This is a genomic window from Streptomyces niveus (assembly GCF_001723055.1).
Classification (GTDB): Bacteria; Actinomycetota; Actinomycetes; order Streptomycetales; family Streptomycetaceae; genus Streptomyces; species Streptomyces niveus.
On the sequence record NZ_MDCR01000139.1, the window covers coordinates 1 to 17180 of the forward strand.

Annotated in this window: 11 protein-coding genes, 1 tRNA gene and 2 pseudogenes; 6 read left to right on the top strand and 8 right to left on the bottom strand. The window is 68.1% G+C overall.

Going from position 1 to position 17180, the window contains the following annotated elements; genetic code table 11:
- Nucleotides 1-50: 50 nt before the first annotated feature.
- The 4 genes from BHU15_RS17665 to BHU15_RS17680 all read right to left on the bottom strand — a co-directional run bounded on the left by BHU15_RS17665 (nucleotide 51) and on the right by BHU15_RS17680 (nucleotide 6410).
- Nucleotides 51-932, bottom strand: coding sequence for a sugar phosphate isomerase/epimerase family protein (locus BHU15_RS17665; protein ID WP_069628073.1), 882 nt, complete (start codon nucleotides 930-932; stop codon nucleotides 51-53).
- A gap of 82 nt (nucleotides 933-1014) precedes the next feature.
- Nucleotides 1015-4515 (bottom strand): ThuA domain-containing protein, encoded by a 3501-nt coding sequence (locus BHU15_RS17670; RefSeq protein ID WP_069628074.1) that lies wholly within the window; start codon nucleotides 4513-4515, stop codon nucleotides 1015-1017.
- Between the two features lie 254 nt (nucleotides 4516-4769).
- Nucleotides 4770-5675, bottom strand: a complete 906-nt coding sequence (locus BHU15_RS17675; RefSeq protein WP_069628075.1) for a transketolase family protein — start codon at nucleotides 5673-5675, stop codon at nucleotides 4770-4772.
- 36 nt (nucleotides 5676-5711) lie between these two features.
- Nucleotides 5712-6410, bottom strand: coding sequence for a thiamine pyrophosphate-binding protein (locus BHU15_RS17680; RefSeq protein ID WP_069628076.1), 699 nt, complete (start codon nucleotides 6408-6410; stop codon nucleotides 5712-5714).
- A 195-nt stretch (nucleotides 6411-6605) separates the two neighbouring features.
- Between BHU15_RS17680 and BHU15_RS17685 the strand changes: the two genes are divergently transcribed.
- Together BHU15_RS17685 and BHU15_RS17690 are read left to right on the top strand one after the other, a co-directional pair.
- Nucleotides 6606-6679 (top strand) — tRNA-Pro (locus BHU15_RS17685).
- Nucleotides 6680-7156: 477 nt separating this feature from the next.
- A pseudogene (locus tag BHU15_RS17690) lies at nucleotides 7157-7477 on the top strand (transposase); the annotation flags it as partial.
- A 68-nt stretch (nucleotides 7478-7545) separates the two neighbouring features.
- Here the strand turns inward: BHU15_RS17690 and BHU15_RS17695 are convergent.
- Together BHU15_RS17695 and BHU15_RS17700 are read right to left on the bottom strand one after the other, a co-directional pair.
- Nucleotides 7546-10920 (bottom strand): glycosyl hydrolase, encoded by a 3375-nt coding sequence (locus BHU15_RS17695; protein WP_069628077.1) that lies wholly within the window; start codon nucleotides 10918-10920, stop codon nucleotides 7546-7548.
- Nucleotides 10921-11738: 818 nt separating this feature from the next.
- On the bottom strand, nucleotides 11739-12188 hold the full coding sequence (locus BHU15_RS17700; protein WP_135068231.1) for a DUF3592 domain-containing protein: 450 nt from the start codon (nucleotides 12186-12188) through the stop codon (nucleotides 11739-11741).
- Between the two features lie 324 nt (nucleotides 12189-12512).
- On the opposite strand from BHU15_RS17700, the pseudogene BHU15_RS42280 reads away from it, so the two are divergent.
- The 3 genes and pseudogenes from BHU15_RS42280 to BHU15_RS17715 all read left to right on the top strand — a co-directional run.
- A pseudogene (locus BHU15_RS42280) lies at nucleotides 12513-12755 on the top strand (TIGR03842 family LLM class F420-dependent oxidoreductase); the annotation flags it as partial.
- A 187-nt stretch (nucleotides 12756-12942) separates the two neighbouring features.
- A complete protein-coding gene (locus BHU15_RS17710) occupies nucleotides 12943-13545 on the top strand; it encodes a GNAT family N-acetyltransferase (protein ID WP_069628080.1) in 603 nt (200 codons plus the stop codon).
- Nucleotides 13546-14360: 815 nt separating this feature from the next.
- Nucleotides 14361-14651 (top strand): hypothetical protein, encoded by a 291-nt coding sequence (locus BHU15_RS17715; RefSeq protein WP_069628081.1) that lies wholly within the window; start codon nucleotides 14361-14363, stop codon nucleotides 14649-14651.
- Here BHU15_RS17715 and BHU15_RS42285 read toward each other — a convergent pair.
- The gene (locus BHU15_RS42285) at nucleotides 14638-15102 is read right to left on the bottom strand and encodes a GmrSD restriction endonuclease domain-containing protein (RefSeq protein WP_069628082.1); all 465 of its coding nucleotides are present in this window, start codon (nucleotides 15100-15102) and stop codon (nucleotides 14638-14640) included. The two genes, BHU15_RS17715 and BHU15_RS42285, sit on opposite strands and share 14 nt — an antisense overlap.
- A gap of 547 nt (nucleotides 15103-15649) precedes the next feature.
- Entirely contained in the window at nucleotides 15650-16123 is a 474-nt protein-coding gene (locus tag BHU15_RS17725) for a GbsR/MarR family transcriptional regulator (protein WP_069628083.1), read from the bottom strand.
- Between the two features lie 90 nt (nucleotides 16124-16213).
- On the opposite strand from BHU15_RS17725, the gene BHU15_RS17730 reads away from it, so the two are divergent.
- Nucleotides 16214-17143: an ABC transporter ATP-binding protein gene (locus tag BHU15_RS17730; RefSeq protein WP_069628084.1), complete on the top strand. Its 930-nt coding sequence runs from the start codon at nucleotides 16214-16216 to the stop codon at nucleotides 17141-17143.
- Nucleotides 17144-17180: the final 37 nt, after the last annotated feature.

Consider the following 17180-nt stretch of genomic DNA (forward strand, 5'->3'; position numbering starts at 1 on the left):
CCCGGCCGCGCGGCCGGGACGAGGGGTGCGGCTTCGTTGTCGGAGCCGTATCAGTACCGCAGCCTCGACAGATGGCGGTAGCTGTTGCGCGCCGTGGCGATCGGGTCCTTCGGCGAGTCGTGCTCGACCAGCCATTGCCGTACGCCGCCCCGGTGCGCCGTCTCGAACATCTCCGCGAAGTCCAGCACGCCGGAGCCGACGTCCGCGAAGTCGCCGTTCGGCGCCATGTCCTTGACGTGCAGCGCCGGGAAGCGCGGGCCCTCCTCGACGAACAGCCGGCGCGGATCGGCGCCGCCCTTCGCCGCCCAGTACACATCCAGCTCGAAGCCGACGTACTCGGGGTCGGTCTCGTTCAGCAGGATGTCGTACAGCACCTCGCCCTCGACGACCTTGTGGTCCGCGTCGTGGTTGTGGAAGAGCACCGGGCCCAGGCCCGACTCCCGTGCCACGCGCCCCGCCCGGTTCATCGCCGCCGCCGCCTCGCGGTAGCCCGCGGGGGTGTGCATCTGGGTCGGCAGGCTCGGTACGACGACCCACTCACCGCCCAGCGTGTGGACGTCCTCGACGGCCTTCTGGAGGCCGGTGCCCGCCACCGTGGCGTAACCGACGTGCTCCAGCACCGCCTTGAGGCCGACATCGTCCAGCACCCGGCGGAACTGCGTGGCGTCGCGGCCGAACCGCCCGCTCACGCCGACCGTCGCGTAACCGATGTCCGCCAGCTGCTCCAGCGTCCCCTCGAACGCCGTCTCCAGGACGGACCGCATCGTGTAGAGGTGCATACCGATGCCCCCGCGCGGGATCCGCCGCCGGCATCGCGGGTCGTGGTGCCGGCCGGACTCCGCCGCCTGCGCGGTGCCCGCCGTCGACGCCAGTCCGACCGCGGCCAGCCCCGCCGCCGCCGTACCCAGAAAGGCTCTTCGTGTGCCGTTCACCCTCACGTGACCTCGTCTCTCTCAGTCTCTCGGACTCTCAACCCGCTTGAACGCGGCTGATGTTGATCCGGCTTGAGTGGATTCAGCGCGCGCTGATCTCGACGGCGCCCGTCGTCGTGTCGCCCTTGTCGTCGGTGACCGTCAGATGCGCCGTGTAGGCGCCCGGCCGTGCGTAGGTGTGGGTCGCGCTCGCGCCCTGCTGACCGGCGGGCTTCGTGTTGTCGCCGAAGTCCCAGCGGTACGAGGCGACGCTCCGGCCTTCGGCGAGCGTCACCGTGCCGGTCAGCTCCGCCGCCAGCGGCGCCGCGCCCTCCTCCTTGGAGGTGCTCACCGTGACAGTGGTGCCCGGCTTCTTCTCGACTCCCCGGCCGTTGAAGTGCAGCCAGTCGATCGACAGCACGTCCTGCCCGTCCGGCTTCCAGTCGGGGTTGAGGAAGACCGCGTACATCTTCACCGTGCCGCCCACCGGCCGCAGATGCGTCGTCGGCGAGATGAAGTTGGTCCAGGCGCCGGTGTTCGGCACGGTCACCGAGCCCATCAGCGGGCCGGTCGGCGATCCGTTGCGGAATTCGACGGTGCCGCCCGTGCCGCCCGACGACGCGCCGACGGTGACCGAGTCGATCCCGGTGAGATTCACCGGGTCGTACGCGACCCAGTCGCCGTGCTCGACCTCGATGACGCGCTTGCCGCCGGACGCCTCGGGACGGGCACCCACGGTGACGCCGCCGTTCTCGCCGCCGGTGGCGCTGAAGAACTCGGCCTCGCGGTAGGAGGTCCTGAGGTTCGACGTGGCGGTCCCCGTCAGCGCGGGCACGCTCGTGTCGTCGCCGCCGTCGTCCTTGTAGCTGGCGGTGACCCGGTAGAAGAGATCCTGATTCGCGTGTTCGTCCGTCGTCGGGACGGTGAACTCACCCGCGCAGCCCTTCTTGGACTGCACCGGATGCAGCGTCGTCGAGTGACCGAGCCGCCCCTCGACCGTGACGCGCTCGCAGTCGATCTCGGCACCCTTGCCGTCCTCGCGGTCGGTGACCTTCACCGTGAAGGGAACGGTGTCGCCGAGGCTGAACATGCCGCCGTCCGGGGCCCGTTGGATGGTGACCACCGGCCGGGTGTTGCCCACGGTGATCTCCTTGACCGCCTGCGCCGACAGCTTGTCGCCGCCGGTGACCGTCAGCCGCGCGGTGAAGACACCCTTGTCGGTGTAGATATGACTCGGGTTGGCCTTCGTCGAGTCGACGGTGCCGTCGCCGTCGAAGTCCCAGGCGTACGTCACCGGCTTGCCCCCCGACAAGCCGGAACCTGCGCTGGAGAACTTCACACTGCGCGGCCCCGGCCCGGTGTCGGAGGTGGCGGTGATCCTGGCGGTGGGCAGCTCGCCGTCACCGACGTAGTCGATGCGGTAGATGGCGGTGCCCTGGTTGATCACACCCGTACGTCCCGCGCCCGAGCCGATCCCGAAGTCGATCACGTACAGCGAGCCGTCCGGGCCGAAGTCGGCCTCGAAGAGCTGGTTGAACTTCATGTCCGTGAAGATCTTGTTGATCGACTGGATGTCCCCCGCCTTGGCCGGCGGGAAGCGCGGGTCGCTGAACGACTGGTCCTTCCGCTGGATCGAGAACGTCTTGAACCAGTTCTGGCCCAGCTCGTAGTTGAACCACTTCGAGTCGAAGTACTCGGGGAACTTCGTCGGCGACGGGTTGTCCGGGTCGTAGTCGTAGACGGGACCGCTCATCGGCGCCCCGCCACCGCCGACCTCGGGGAACAGCGGCGAGCCGGAGTACTGGTACGGGACGGTCGCGGCCTTGGCCGGCGGCAGCTCGCGCAGACCCGTGTTGTTCGGCGACTCGTTGACGGGCTTCGCGCAGTCGAACTTCGCCCCCGAGACCTTCGTCGCGAAGTCGTAGTCGTTGAACGGGGAGTTGGCGCCGATGCAGTACGGCCAGCCGAGGTTCGCCGCCTTGGGAACCCGGTTGAACTCGACCGTACCCTCGGGTCCGCGGTTCGGGTCCACCGCCCGTGAGTCGGGACCGTAGTCACCGATCAGCAGCGCGCCGTCCTTCGGGTCGGTGGTGATACGGAAGGGGTTGCGCAGCCCCATCGCGTACACCTCGGGACGGGTCTTGGCCGTGCCGGGTGCGAAGAGGTTGCCCTCCGGGACCGCGTACGTGCCGTCGTCCTTCGGCGTGATCCGCAGGACCTTGCCCCGCAGGTCGTTGGTGTTGGCCGAGCTGCGCTGCGCGTCGAACACCTGCCGGCCCGCACGCTCGTCGATCGGCGTGAAGTTGTCGGACACGAACGGGTCGGTGTTGTCACCGGTCGCGATGTACAGGTCGCCGTTCTTGTCGAAGGTGAGCGAGCCCGCCATGTGCACGTTGGCGCGCTGCTCGTCGCGGTCGGTCGGGATCTCCAGCAGGAGCTTCTCGGACGCCGGGTCGACGGTGTTGCCCGACAGCGTGTAGCGCGACAGGTTCAGCTGTTTCTTCGCCTTGTCGGAGTGCAGGAGATAGAGCCAGTTGTTCGTCGCGAAGTCCGGGTCGAGCGTCAGCCCGATGAGCCCGTCGGACTGCTCCGTCATCTTCAGGCTGTACTCGAAGTCCAGCGCGGTGGTGGTCTCCTGGGTCGTCTGGTCGAGGACCTGGAGCTTGCCCGTGCGCTGGATGTAGAGCACCCGGCGGTCGGGCGTCACGGCCAGCTCGTAAGGGTCGGAGAGGTCGGTCGCCAGCTGCGTCCGCTTGAAGGACCCGGTCTTGGTGGCGGAGCAGTCGCCCGGCTTGTTGCCGGCCGCCCACTGGATGCCGCCGAGCAGGTGCTTGCGGAAGTTCTCCTCCTGGAAGGCAGAGGAGTCATGGCCGCCGGCGGTGAACCAGGAACGGCCGCCGTCGTAGTTCTGGCACCACGACCACGGGTGGTCGACGCCCTCGTCCAGCCCGGTGATGCCGTCGTTCACCTTGATCTGCGCGAGGGTGTGCACCTTGCCCGTCGGGTTGACGCGCCAGTTGTACCACTCCTCCGAGCGCTCCCACAGCTCAGGAAGGTCCTTGGTGGAGGGGTGCGCCTGGTCGAGCACCTTGACGCGGCCGGTCTGGATCGCGGGGTGCTTGTCGAAGATGGCCCCGGTCAGGCCCTCGTACCAGTCCCAGTCACGCTCGCTCGCGGACGCGGCGTGCAGTCCCACCCAGCCGCCGCCCGCGCGGATGAACTTCTGGAGGGCGGCGCGCTGGGGCGCGTCCAGCAGATCGCCCGACTCCGGCGTGGAGTTGGTGTTGTTGAAGACGATCGCCTGGAAGCGTGCGAGGTTCGCGTCGCTGAAGACGCTCGCGTCGTCGGACGCCTCGACCTCGAAGCCGTTCTCCTCGCCGAGCTTCTTGATTCCCGCGATGCCGGCCGGGATCGAATCGTGCTCGAAGTTGGTGACCTTGGAGAAGACCAGGACCCGGTAGGGCGCGGCCTCCGCGGGAGGGGGCGAGGCGACCCCGAGTCCGAGCACGAGAGCGAGCAGGGCCAGGACGACGGTGAAGGGCGTCAGGGCCCTTCGCGGTCGGCCGGTGCGCAGGAGGGATCGGTCTGGTGGACGGCTACTCACGGGCGCTCCCGGTGCAGGTGGCGGCTACGAATGGGAAGAAAGCGCTTTCTTAAGTACGCCGCATAGCGTAGGTTCCCCGCTTCCGGAGGGTCAATGGGTCGGAAGCGTCCACTGTGGTAGGGGAGTTGGCGGTACCGGCGTCATCCCGTCCGATCGGCCAATATCCGCACCGGTGAGCTGTATGTGCCGCCCACTTCTGTGATTGAGCGCCCGTCAGGAAGTGCCCGTCGGAAGTGACCGTCAGGAAGTGTCCGTCACGCGACGCCCGTCAGGAAGCCGGCGACGCGTGCGCGCAGCGACCGGACGTCCAGGCCGTGCGCCGTGAGGTGCTCGTCCATCTCCCCGTACTTGCGCAGTTCGCGCCGCCCCACGCCCAGCCCGAGCACTCGGTGCGGTACGTCCGCCAGCGCCTCGTCGGCCGCCGCCGTTGACGTCCCGGCGAGGTACGGCTCCACGATCACCGCCTCGGCCGCGCCCGTGTCCCCGACCGCCCGGCGCAGCGCGGCACCGTCGAAGGGGCGGACGGTCGGCGCGTACAGCACCGTCGTGTCGAGCCCTTCCGTCGCCGCGAGGACGTTGTCCAGCATCGGCCCGACGGCGACCACCGCGCCGTGGTTCCCCTCGCGCACGGTCAGGAAGCCGGCGCCGGTGACCGGCAGGGCGCGCGCGTTGGTCTGCGCCGAGAGTCGTACGTACACCCGGTCGTCGCCCTTCGCGGCCAGCCGCAGCAGGGCCTCGGCCTCGTCGGGGTGCCCCGGTGCGTGCACGGTCCAGCCGTCGAGCGTGTCGAGGAGCGCCACGTCGCCGGGCGACATATGGGTGAACCCACCGGCCGGCCAGTCGTACGAGCCTCCCGCGCTCACCAGTACGCCACCCACGCCCTGGTGCCCGAAGTCGAGCTTCACCTGTTCGAAGGGGCGCTCCACGAGGAAGCTCGCGAAGGTGTGCACGATCGGCCGCATCCCGGTGAGGGCGATCCCGCCGCCCGCGCCGACGAGCAGCTGTTCACGGATGCCGACGTCGATCACCCGGTGCGGATGACGGCGTTCGGCCTCCTGGAAGCCGTCGTGGCCGATCACGGCGAGTACGACGGCGAGCCGCGGGTCCTCGTCCAGCAGCCGGGACGCGGTCGAGGCGAAGCGCTCACGCATGGTGTCCATCAGAAAACCTCCGGGTCGGTCAGAAGTGAGTGGTGGTCAGGAGCGGGCTTCGACACGGGCGACGACCGCCCTGGCCCGGCCCGGGTGGGGCGCGGTGAACGCCTCGTACAGCGCCTCGTGGTCCCGCCCGTCGACGGTCACGGCCGACCAGCCCGCCGCCGTGAAACGGGACTCGATCCCGCCGGGCCAGCCGTGCGCCGCCGACGAGTTGTCGATCACGAGCGTGTGCAGCTGTTCGAGACCGGCGGGGCCCGCGTACGCGATGGCCTCGTGGTTGCTGCCCTCGTCCAGTTCGCCGTCCCCGATGAGCACCCACACGTCGGAGCCGGTACGGCCCTGTGCCCGCAGCCCGAGCGCGCTCCCGACGGCGAGCGGCAGCCCGTGGCCGAGCGAGCCGCTGCCGATCTCGGCCCCCGGCACGAGCAGCCGGTCCGGGTGATGGCCGAGCGGTGAGTCGTACGAGCCGAAGCCGGGGAGCAGCGACTCGGGGAAGAAGCCCTTGGCGGCGAGGACGGCGTAGTACGCCATCGGGCCGTGCCCCTTCGACAGCAGGAAACGGTCGCGTGCCGGGTCGTCGGCGGTCGCGGGGGAGACGTTCAGCACCCGGTCGTAGAGCACCCAGATCGCGTCCAGGGTGGAGGTCGCGGCCGAACCGTGCTTCTCGTCGCCGGTCATCAGGGACAGCAGCCGGTCGAGCTCGCGGTAGCCGTGGGACGTGGTCGTCGATGTCGTCATACGGACCACCGTGCTACCTCAACCAAACTTGAGGTCAAGCGTGAGGCCGAGCGCGTCGGCGAGTGTGTGGCCGAGCGGGGCGTCTCCCGCTCGCCGAGGTCGCGGAACGGAGAAAGCGGTTCGTGACCACCGGCCGGAGTGCGGTATCGTTCTCATGCGCGTTCGGCCGGGGGAAACTCCAGGTCAGACGGGCAACGGGACGTGGCGCAGCTTGGTAGCGCACTTGACTGGGGGTCAAGGGGTCGCAGGTTCAAATCCTGTCGTCCCGACTCGAAAGAGTCGCAGATCAGGGCCGGTTCGGAGAGATCCGAAACCGGCCCTTGGTCATTATTGGGGACCAGTTGGGGACCGGGTGCCCTCGACCGGCGTCACCGGGTGATGACGATCGGGCTGGGCAGCGAGCGGAGTACGCCGAGGTGGGCGGTGAGCGCCGCGCCTGCGGCAGTGATCTTCGCCCTCGAACTGCTACGTAGCCGCTCAGGCTACGGTCCGTACTCGCCGATCGGCAGGTACGGCTCGATGAACCTCCGTTCCGCGCCCGTCAATCGCACTCGCGTCACGCAAGATGATCTACCAGTCCAGGCCCCGCCCAGAGCACGGGTCCTGAAAGTTGATCACGACTCGATACCCTCCCTGATGCGTGTTGCAGAAGGCTGCGATTGGGGCATTTCACTTGTGGGCGTGGGGTGTTGAGGGGTGAGCCGGCGTGGGTGGAGACATTCGCCAGGCTGAGGATGCGACAGTTCGAGCGGCTGTGGATCGTGGACGGCACCCTCGTCCCGGTCCGTGACCGAACGACCGGAGCATCCTCACGCAACTACCGGTTTTCTGCGAACGTGCAGGTCATCATCGACGCCGACACGAAGCTGGTGATCGCCGCAGCCCGTCCGGTGCCCGGCAACACCGCGGATGCCAAAGCCTGGCGGGAATCCGGCCTGGCCCAGCCGTGCCAGGGCGTGACCGTCCTCGCCGACGGCGCTTACATCATCACCGGCCTCGTCGTCCCGCACCGCAAACGCCCCGGCCGGGCCCTGCTGCCCGGCGAGGAAGAAGACAACGCCGAGCACTAGTGGCCCAGGCCACAGGCCGACTCGTTCGCCATCAGGGCTCCGGACAGGGCACACGCCATGTCCCGTCAGTGTGACCGGTGTGGCTGGCGGGACAGACGGATGTGTATGAGGCGTTCGGGGCGCAGGAAGGCCGGTCCGAGGAGGCCGGAGGGGAGCGTGTCTCCGCGGGCGTTGGCGCCTGTGTTGGTGACGCGGACCCGGATGGTGTTGGTGCCGGTGCGCAGGACGTCGGTGACGTCGAGACGGTAGGGCGGCCAAAGCCGGCTGGGCAGTCGTCCGCCGTTGACGGTGACCTCGGCGACGTCGCGGACCTGGCCGAGGTCGAGCTGCCAGCGGCGTCCGGCGAGGTCCCGCGCCCCGAGGGTGACGTCCCGCTGGTAGACGGCGGAGCCGGAGTGGGAGGCATCCAGGTCGGTCCACGGGCCCAGCGGGCGGCTGATGCTCTCGGTGCCGTCGCGGTCGAAGCGGAAACTCCATTCGCCGTCCAGCGGCATCGCGGTCAGTGGGTCGCTGCTGGTGTGGGTACCCGTGTATCGCCGATTGCCGTCGACGGCGGTGACGCGGACGGTGGTCGCGGAGGAGACCCGCACGGTGGCGGTCACGGTGTCGTGGTCAACGGTCACCTTCTCCACGGGCGCGTTGGCCTCGATGGCGTGCGCGGGTTCGCCACCGGTGGTGCGGAAGACGACCAGGAGTGTCGCCCTGGTCTCCAACCGGAGCGGGACGGCCGTGCCCGACTCCTTCTTGCGCCAGACGCCGGCGGGGGTGGCCTCGCCGGTGTCCGGGTCCCAGATCTGCGGTGCCCCGAGTGCCGGGAAGGTCGCTGTTACCGAGACGGCCTTGTCGCTCTCGTTGGTGACGAGGAAGGCCGGCTCGCCCGCGCGCTTCAGGCGCAGTGCCCGCACGTCGGAGGTGGCGGGGGACAGCGTGGCTGCGGCGCCGCCGGATGCCGCGACCACTTCGGCCGCCTTGGCCGGGTCGGTGGCCCGGTGTGCCCGGGGACTGGTGAAGAGCCTGCCCAGGGCACGAGCGAGCCGGTCGGTGCGGCCGGAGGGCTCACGCTCGGGCAACTCGCCCACCGCCACGAGGATTCCGCCGCCGTCCACGAAGTCGGTGAGCGTCCTGACCGCGCCGAGGGACAGCATCGGGGTGTACGGCAGCACGACGATGGCGTACTGCTGAGCTCCGACAACCAGACGGGAACGGCGCGGGTGTGCGTGTTCGATCAGGGCCGGGTCGCCGTCCAGCGCGCCTTCGTCGAGGAAGTCGAAGTCGACCTGGACGTCTTCGAGGGCGTGGGCCGCGGCGATGAACGCCTCGTTGATGTCGTCCTGCCCTGAGGTGTCCTGGAAACACTCGGCAGCGCGCTGGGGTTGGATGAGCGCGGTGCGGGCGGTGGCGGTGGCCCGGGTCGCCTCCACCACTCGGCCGATCCAGTCATTCAGCGGCGCGGACAGGTCCCACCAGGGATTGGCCGGCTGGAACGGCGGCGGGTAGACGAGGTTGCCGGAGTCGGAGAAGCGGGCGTGCAGCAGGACCTGGTTGATGCCGCGGACGGCGAACGCCCCGATCACCTCGCGGGTGAAGGCCGGTGTGACCTGCCAGCCGGCGCCGCCCATGGCCTCCAGGTATACGCGCTCCAGCCCTCGTTGATGGGCGGTGCTGGCCGGCCAGCGCGGCAGGATCCGATGGTAGCCGCGCTGGTAGTGGTCGAAGATGAGATCGGTACCCGGTATCTGGACCCACTGGTGGGCGGTGTTGAGATCTCCGGTGCTCCTGATCTGCTCGGCCGGGCCGTACTCGTCCCACAGCGGGTTGGAGATGACCTGGAGCCCGTGCTCACCCGTCCACGTGCCCATGCCCCGGTAGTAGGCGTCGGCGAACCGGTTGGATACGGCGCGCCAGAACACCCCGCGCAGTTCGCCGCCGTCGTCCCCGAGGTCGTCGTGGACCGCGGACAGCACCACCCCCACACCGGCCTTCGGGCTCAGTTTCTTGATCTCCCCAGGCAGGCTTGGTGACCACGGTACCCGTGCCCAGGCCGCGTCCGCGGAGGCCACGAACGGTTCGTCGTCGGCGAAGCCGCGCAGCACGTTGCCCACGGCCCAGCCGAACCTTCGCACGTATTCACCCGGCACAATGTCCAGGTACAACTTCACTGCCTCGTCGTCGAGGAGATCGAGGTAGTTGCGCCACGGACCGCTGGCATCGGCCAGCAGCCGGAGGCTGTAGAAGTCCACCTGCCACTTGCCCGCGGGCGCCTGCCACACCCCGGAGCCCTGGACGGCCTCGGTCAGATCGATCATCTTGGCGATCGTCCCGGCACCGGCACCGGCACCGGCGGGCCGGGCCGCGGCGGCGACGGGCGCGTCGAGGTCGTCGGGGGTCTTGAAGGCGTCGACGCTGTCGGGGGTGTCGAAGCCGGAGGCGAACAACTCCGCACCGGTGGAGCCGGCGACGCTCAGGTTGTCCCACGACGAGCGCTGCGTGGCGGTGGCCCGCACCCCGACCGTGCCGGTGGCGAACGTCGTGTCGGTCACCGAGGTGAGCCCTGTGCCATCCAGCGCCGGGGTGATGGTGTCGCCCAGCACGGTTACGGCCAATTCGTGCTCGGCGTCCGCATCGAACGCGGGCTGGGCCTTGCCCTGGTGCAGCAGCGTGAAGGCGCCGCCCTTCTGCCGCCATAGGTCGACCCCACCGTCCGAGCGCAGGTCCGCCAGATAGCCGTTCTTTTGATCCGCACAACGCACCATCAGACCCGCGGTGGCCCGCTCGACCCAGACTCTCGCGGCGACCGTGTAATCGCTCCAGGCGGTGCCCTCCTTGAGCACTCGCACACCGTCGTAGGCGGCGGCATCCACGATCAGCCTCCCGTCGGCCACCGCGAGCCCTTGGCCCGTGAGCTTTACCGCGGTCCCGCCGGTGATCTCCATGGTGCTTCTGACCACGCACTTGGCCCGCAGATCGGGGCGTGGCTGGTAGGTGCGGATGCCGACCGTGCCGCCGTTGACCACCAGCCCGCCGGCCCGGCCGCTGGGAAAGAAGTCGTCGTTGAACAGCCACACCACCATCCGGTGCCGCTTCGCCTCACGCAGCGTGTACCCGATGAGGTCGAACCACGCCTCGGTGAAGAACGACGGCTTGAGCGCCGGGGTGTCGAACGGGAAGACCAGCACTTCGGTCACGCCCTTGTCGCGCAGGTCCGCCAGGCTCTCATCCACCAGCTCGCGCGTCACGGCACCGTTCCAGAACCACAGGACCATCGGCATGCTGCCGGTGCCCGGCCGTGCGAACCGGACTGCGGAATAGCCCCCCGAACCGCCGGGCGTCGCGGCATGGACCGGCTGCCAGAAGCCGGCCGCACCGGTACTCGTCGCGGCCAGCGCGGCCAACTGAAGCATTCGCCTGCGCGAGACCTGTGTGCCATTGTCGTCGCTCATCGAGACCCCTCCGTCTGTCGTCGGGCGATGTGATGAAAGGTTTCAACTGTGCTTCAGGGAAGTTAAGGCCACTTGCACGCGAGGTCAATACCCTTGAAGTGGAGCGAAGGATTGAACGTTTCAATCTCAATTCCGAATCAACGGCGTCCCGTACGGTGTGCGACGGGGGCGCCGGTCGCGTGGGCGCTTCGCTGTCGGCGATGGCCTACCTGCTGACGGGCCCGTACAGCGTAGTTGGTTTTGCATTGATAAACCTCGCCGTTTCGGTTGAGATGAGGCCGGAAGCGGGGAGGAAATACGAAAGTGCCTTCTGAGCTGGAACGATGAACCTTGTCGAGGGGTTCTGTCGGTCCAAGCAGGTTCTGGCACACATTCCGTGATCTGGTTACTGAGTGTTCGGGTGCCGATGAAGTTGAGCTCGAAGAGAGTGGATTATTTGGTCTGCCTGGTCAGCCGTTACTCGCTCCTGCTCGGGTCTCCGAAGCCGCTCGAAGATGCCCGGCCCACGGTGTTCTGGTTGCAGGTCTGCCATGCGCGGAGCTCCCACAAGCCGTCCGGAACAATCCAACTCCATGTACCCCGCCCCATGAGCGGACCAACGAGTGATCACCACATAGGACGCCGTCTAAGTTCGCTTTGTGACATGTGTTCTAGCGCGTACGGCTGGTGGGGTGTTGTGACACATCCCCGAGCGCGCTGCCCCGCGCTGCGGGAGGCGAGGTCTTGCAGAACCGCATTGGTGCGTGAGCCGGTGCTTCAGGCGTCATTCCTGGCCGAGCAGAAGCTTGTGAGATGGGACATTCCCGGGTACGGCGTCGTCATCCCACGGCCGATCGTTTCCGTATTGCCTGCCCGACGTGGCGGAGACTCTCCAGGCCGAGCCTGAGTACCAGGAGTGGCATAAGGAGCACCAGCGCGAGCCCGGACACGGCGAGAATACCGAACATGATGCTGTTGCTTGTCACGGAGTGGGTGCTCGCCGTCTCGGGACGCCCCGGTTCATAGTGGACAGGGATCGTGTCGCCGATGTTCGCATCGCCGGCTTCCCAGAATCGGTAGGACGTTCCGGCGTCCGTGGTGAATCGCACTTCGATCCTCGTGCTGCTACTTCCCTGGGGCTCGCTCACTCTGTCTTTCGCCAGGACGACTCCGTCGACCGATCGTTCACGCGCGGCGCCTTGGGAGGGATTGCTCAGCCCGTCAAGTCCTGTACGGGCGAACCCATACCCGAGAACGACGAGGAACGCCACCGCGGTCATCACAGCCACCCCGCCCGCGACCTTCCCGGCGACGCGCGCCCACGCACCGAACCGGCGCGGCGCCCACCGCGCGCTCACCGTTTCCCACCTGTCCCATGGGCCACGGCCCCTCCTGTCAGATCTCGCAGCGGGCGGCTTCTGCACGTCTTCATCCGAGGTGTCCTGCCCGTCGTATCGAGCTCTATCCGGGAAACCTTGCACTCCACAGCGACCGGTTGCCCCACGTGACCTTGGCTCTCGCCTATCGGGGAGCGCCAGGCGTGAGGGGGCGCGCGTTGAGGAGCCGGCTGGCGATAGTGCTGCGGGCCCGGTGGCCTGTGAGGGCGCCGCGGCGCCCTGACCGACTACGTCAAGCAGCGCCGGGGCCACGAGTACAGCCACCACGGCCGGACCGGGAACCCGTCGGGAACTTCGTACCAGACGAGGTCATCGACCGCTTTCGCGGCCGAGGCGCACATCCAGAAGCTGAAGGCGCTGCGGGCCTCGGCGTCGACCAGTTCGCCCTCTATGACATGCAACGACGCCAAGGCGACCGACGCCTACGGAGCCGACGTCATCCCAGCGCTTCGGGACTGATGGGCACCACGGTCGACCGCCCCCTGGTGTCCGGCCTTGAGCGCCTCAACGCCCGTATCTGCACTTAGTACTCCAGTACGACTTCGCGATCTTGCGGCAGGGTGACGGCTCCCGGACCGCGTGTTCAGGCTGACAACGAGGCCGGGCGGCTCAATCGTTTGCCTGCTGACAAGATGATTCGGTGAACATGGCACACCACGAAAACGTCCCTGTCGTACGTCCCATCACCGACACCGACATCCCCACCTCGGTCGACACACTCGCCCGAGCCTTCGCCGACTACCCCTTCACCCGGCACGTGATCGCCGAAGAAAGCCATGAGGAACGGGTCCGGCGCTTCCAGGAAGTCTGTCTCACTCGCATCGGCCTGGTGTACGGCCGCGTGTGGGTCGCCGACGAAGGGCGCGCTGTCGCCGTGTGGGCCACTCCCGACGAGGATCCCTCGCCTGCTTTCGCCGAGGTCGCCCCGGTGCTCGGCGAACTGACCGGCGATCGGCAGGCCGCCTACGAATCCGCAGAGCAGGCTATTGCTCCATACCGGCCGCAGGAGCCGGCGTGGTTCCTCAGCACGGTGGCCGTCTCCCCCGAAGCGCAGGGGAGGGGCCTTGGCAGTGCGGTGCTGGTTCCCGGCATCGAGGAGGCAGGGCACGCCGGGTATCCGGCGTTCGTGGAGACCTCCAGCGAAAGGAACGTGCGGTTCTACGAGCGGCTCGGCTTCCGGGCCACGGCTGCTGTCACCCTCCCCGACGGCGGCCCCCACACATGGTGCATGCGCAAGGACCCGCGCTGAGGTCTGGATTCCCTGCTGGCGACGGGGCGCACGCGGGCGGGCCCGCCGGGAATCGCAGTGCGGATAGTTGCAACCCTGACACGGACCGGACCGGACCGGGCTGGGAACGGGTCAAGCAACTGCGTGATCATCAGGGGTTGTGTGGACTCCTGAAGATCACGAAGCGGCCGCAGGCCAGCGCATAGACCCTGCCCGGCGGCCAACCATGTTCGACCAAGTCATGGCTCGGATCGCGGGACGCTTCGGCCGAGTTGAGGCGCGGGCCACCCCACTCTCCTACCTGCTCGGGCTGCTGTCGAACGTCGGCAGAGCATTCAGGTCCTCTTCCGCCACTACGCGAAGTTCTTGGCGGAGGCGCGAGATCACGCCAACCATCTGATCGAGAGCGCCATGCGGCGGTGGGAGGAGCCTACGGACGACGAGGAGGGTGCCTTAAGCGGCAAGCTGAGTGGGCGACCACCACCCGTCCCGACCGGAGAGGTCGGGCGGCGGCTTGTGGTTGCGATCCTCGGCCACCCCTCGTGGCGACCGAGGATCGCAGCCGCTACGCCGTGGGCCGCGATCCGCAGCGGGCCAAGGTGGCGGTCTCCCTTCGGGACGACCGAGGATGGCAAGCCACTCGGAGACGCGGAACGGCTACCCGTCGTACGGTGGCGGTCACCCTCGTCAGTGGAACCGCCGTCGGCGTGTCTCTGGAGCGAGCGCTTAGAAGGCGCTTGTTGTATTCGCTGCACAGTGCCTCTGAACCGCACATCTACGCCTGCCCGACGAGCGACGTCGTGACCATGTACCCGCACTGATCCGCAGAGGGAGAAATGGGACTCGGTATCTACGTGGAGGACCTGTGGCACGGCAGGTTGAGCGCCTTCACGGATGACAAGGAAGCTTCCTTCATGGGCGTCTGTGAGTCGGCGCCCGAAGAGAGTCTGCTCAATGGCGTGAACAAGTACGGGGACACCCTCTTCAACTGCATCCAGTTGCGCCGACTGGTGAGAGAGCTGGAATCCCTTCCCGAGAACGAACAGAATCCCGTCGTACAGCAGGTGATCGACGGCGCGAAACAGGCCATCCACCGGGCCGGCTATCTGCACTTCATCGGTGACTGATCTGCTCGACCGCCGCGGACATCGGTTCTGAGAGACGGCGCGGAGCTGGACGTCGCCGTCCGCCCGGAGTAGGACGCCGTGCAACGGTGTGGCCCCGCTGGTCGACGACCAGCGGGGCCACACCGTTTCGCCCGGTGGTTACGCGGCGGGTTCGTACTCCGCCGTCTGGTGTCAGCAGCCTGCGGCGATGCCGCAGCGCGTTGATCTCGCGGGTGTCGGCCGTGAGGTCCCAGCGGAGCTTGGTGGCGATCCAGTCGGCGGCGTACCGGCAGTGAGTGTCGGCGAGCGAGGGCAGCCAGTGGGCCGGGTCCTGGTCGCTCTTGGACCGGTTGGTCTTCGCGGTGACCGCCACGAGCGACCGTTCGACGTTGATGTCGTTGACGTACGCCTCGCGCCGCTTCGGTGCCGAGTCTTTGGCGCCTTCGTCCCAGGCTTCGGCGAGCGGCACCATGTGGTCGACGTCCAGCTTGCCCGGGACGGTGACGATGACGCCGTCGTAGTACGAGTATCACTGGCCCGCCACGCCTTGCAGCCGGCCTCGACGGTCGGCTCGACGCGGGATTCGGCGAGCAGCACCTCGGCGCGGTGTTGCACGAGTCCTTGTCCGCTCGCCGCACCGCGCCGATTCGCGAGCCTGAGCACCGCGGTCGTCCCGCCGGGGCTCGCCGAGCGGAGACTCGGCGACGAAGACGACCCCAAGGCGGCCAGGGCGCTCGGTATCGACCACACATCGGGTGTGCGACCGAGCCAGCGGGGCTCTGGCCCGGAAGCGACCCGGGTTTGCCCCGCACGGGGTGCTCGCAAGGTGGTGGGCTCTGCCGCCGACAGCGCCGGTCGCTTCAGCTGTCGACGCTCTCAGTTGATTAGCTGCGGACAACCGTGCTCGCCGAATCACCCAAGGCGGGGAGCCGGAGTCTCCCGACGTCGGGTGGGGATGTGCGTCAGGGTTGGCTGTGAGGTGCTTGGGCGCGGGGTGACGTCATTGCGTCGGCGGCGAGTCAGCGCATCCCGGCGTCGTACCCCTCACGCCACTTGTCGATGAGGGCGGCCATCTCCCGCTGCATGAATCCGTAGAAGTCCTGCATCTCGTCAAGACGACGGCCCGCGACGCTCTCCTTGCCCGCGGCTTTGATGCCCTCGGCAGCGGCGTTCCACATACTGTCGAGCAAGGTGTTCTGGTTGCCCATCAGCGTCGCCCACGCGTGGTCGCGAAAGCGGTAGTGGTCGCGGCGACTGCCGGGCGCGGGCACCCGTTCGATCATGCCGGTGGGGATCAACTGCTTGACCGCGCCGGACACCGCGCCGCTGCTGATCTTGAGTTCCTCGCAGAGGTCGGCCGCCGTCATGGTCTCCTGCTGGCTGAACAGCAGTGCCGTCATCACGCGCGCCGTGGTCCGTTGCATGCCGCTTTCCGTGAGCGTCAGCGCCAGCCGTTCGGCGCCTTCGCGCAGTTGTGCGTCTCTGTCGTCCATCGCTGCCTCCTCTTGACGAGTTCTTATCATACGCGGGGGTTGAAAGCTCCGAATGTTTACAGATCTCTGAAAGTTCGATACGTTGTGTCAATGGCAAACGTGATTGAGCTACACGAGCTCACGAAGACCTACGGCACCCGCCGTGGCCTGACCGGTCTGACCCTCGACGTGCGCAGAGGCGAGGTCTTTGGGTATCTGGGGCCCAACGGGGCGGGCAAGTCCACCACGATCCGGCTGCTGCTGGACCTGATCCGGCCGACCGCCGGCCATGTGTCCGTCCTCGGGCTGCATCCCCGGACGGACGGCCTCGCGTTGCGGGCCCGAGTCGGCTATCTGGCGGGCGACTTCGTCTGTGACGGCCGCCAGAACGTCCGCGGATATCTCCAATTCCTCGGGCGGCTGCGTGGCGGTGTCCCGCAGGCGCGAATCGACGAACTGGCGGAGCGGCTGGGGCTGGACCAGAGCACCAGCATCAAGAAGCTGTCCAAGGGAAACCGGCAGAAGGTCGGTCTCGTGCAAGCGTTCATGCACACCCCCGAGCTTCTGATCCTCGACGAGCCCAGCGCCGGACTCGACCCACTCGTCCAGCAGACCTTCCTCGACATGGTCGCCGAGGCGAGGGAGGGCGGTCAGAGCGTCTTCATGTCCAGCCACATCATGAGCGAGGTGGAGGCGGTCGCGGACCGCGTCGGGATCATCCGCGACGGTCGCCTCGCCGCCGTCGACACGGTCGAGAACCTCCGTACCGGAGCGGTCCGTGACGTCGAGGTCACCTTCGAAAGCCCCGTCTCGGTGGCGCAGTTCAGCGAAGTGCCCGGTCTTGACCGCCTGGCGTTGGACGAGGCGGGCACCACCCTGACGGGTCAGATCTCCGGCAGTCCGGATGCCTTCGTCAAGGCCCTGGCGCTGCACACGGTCACCGGTCTGCGGGCCACCGAGCCGGCCCTTGAGGAGTTGTTCCACAGCTACTACGCGGGCGCCGAGGACGCGCCCCGTACCGAGACCGCCCCCGCCGCCTGACGGCAGCGCCGTCACCGTTCGAGAACCGAACTCCGAG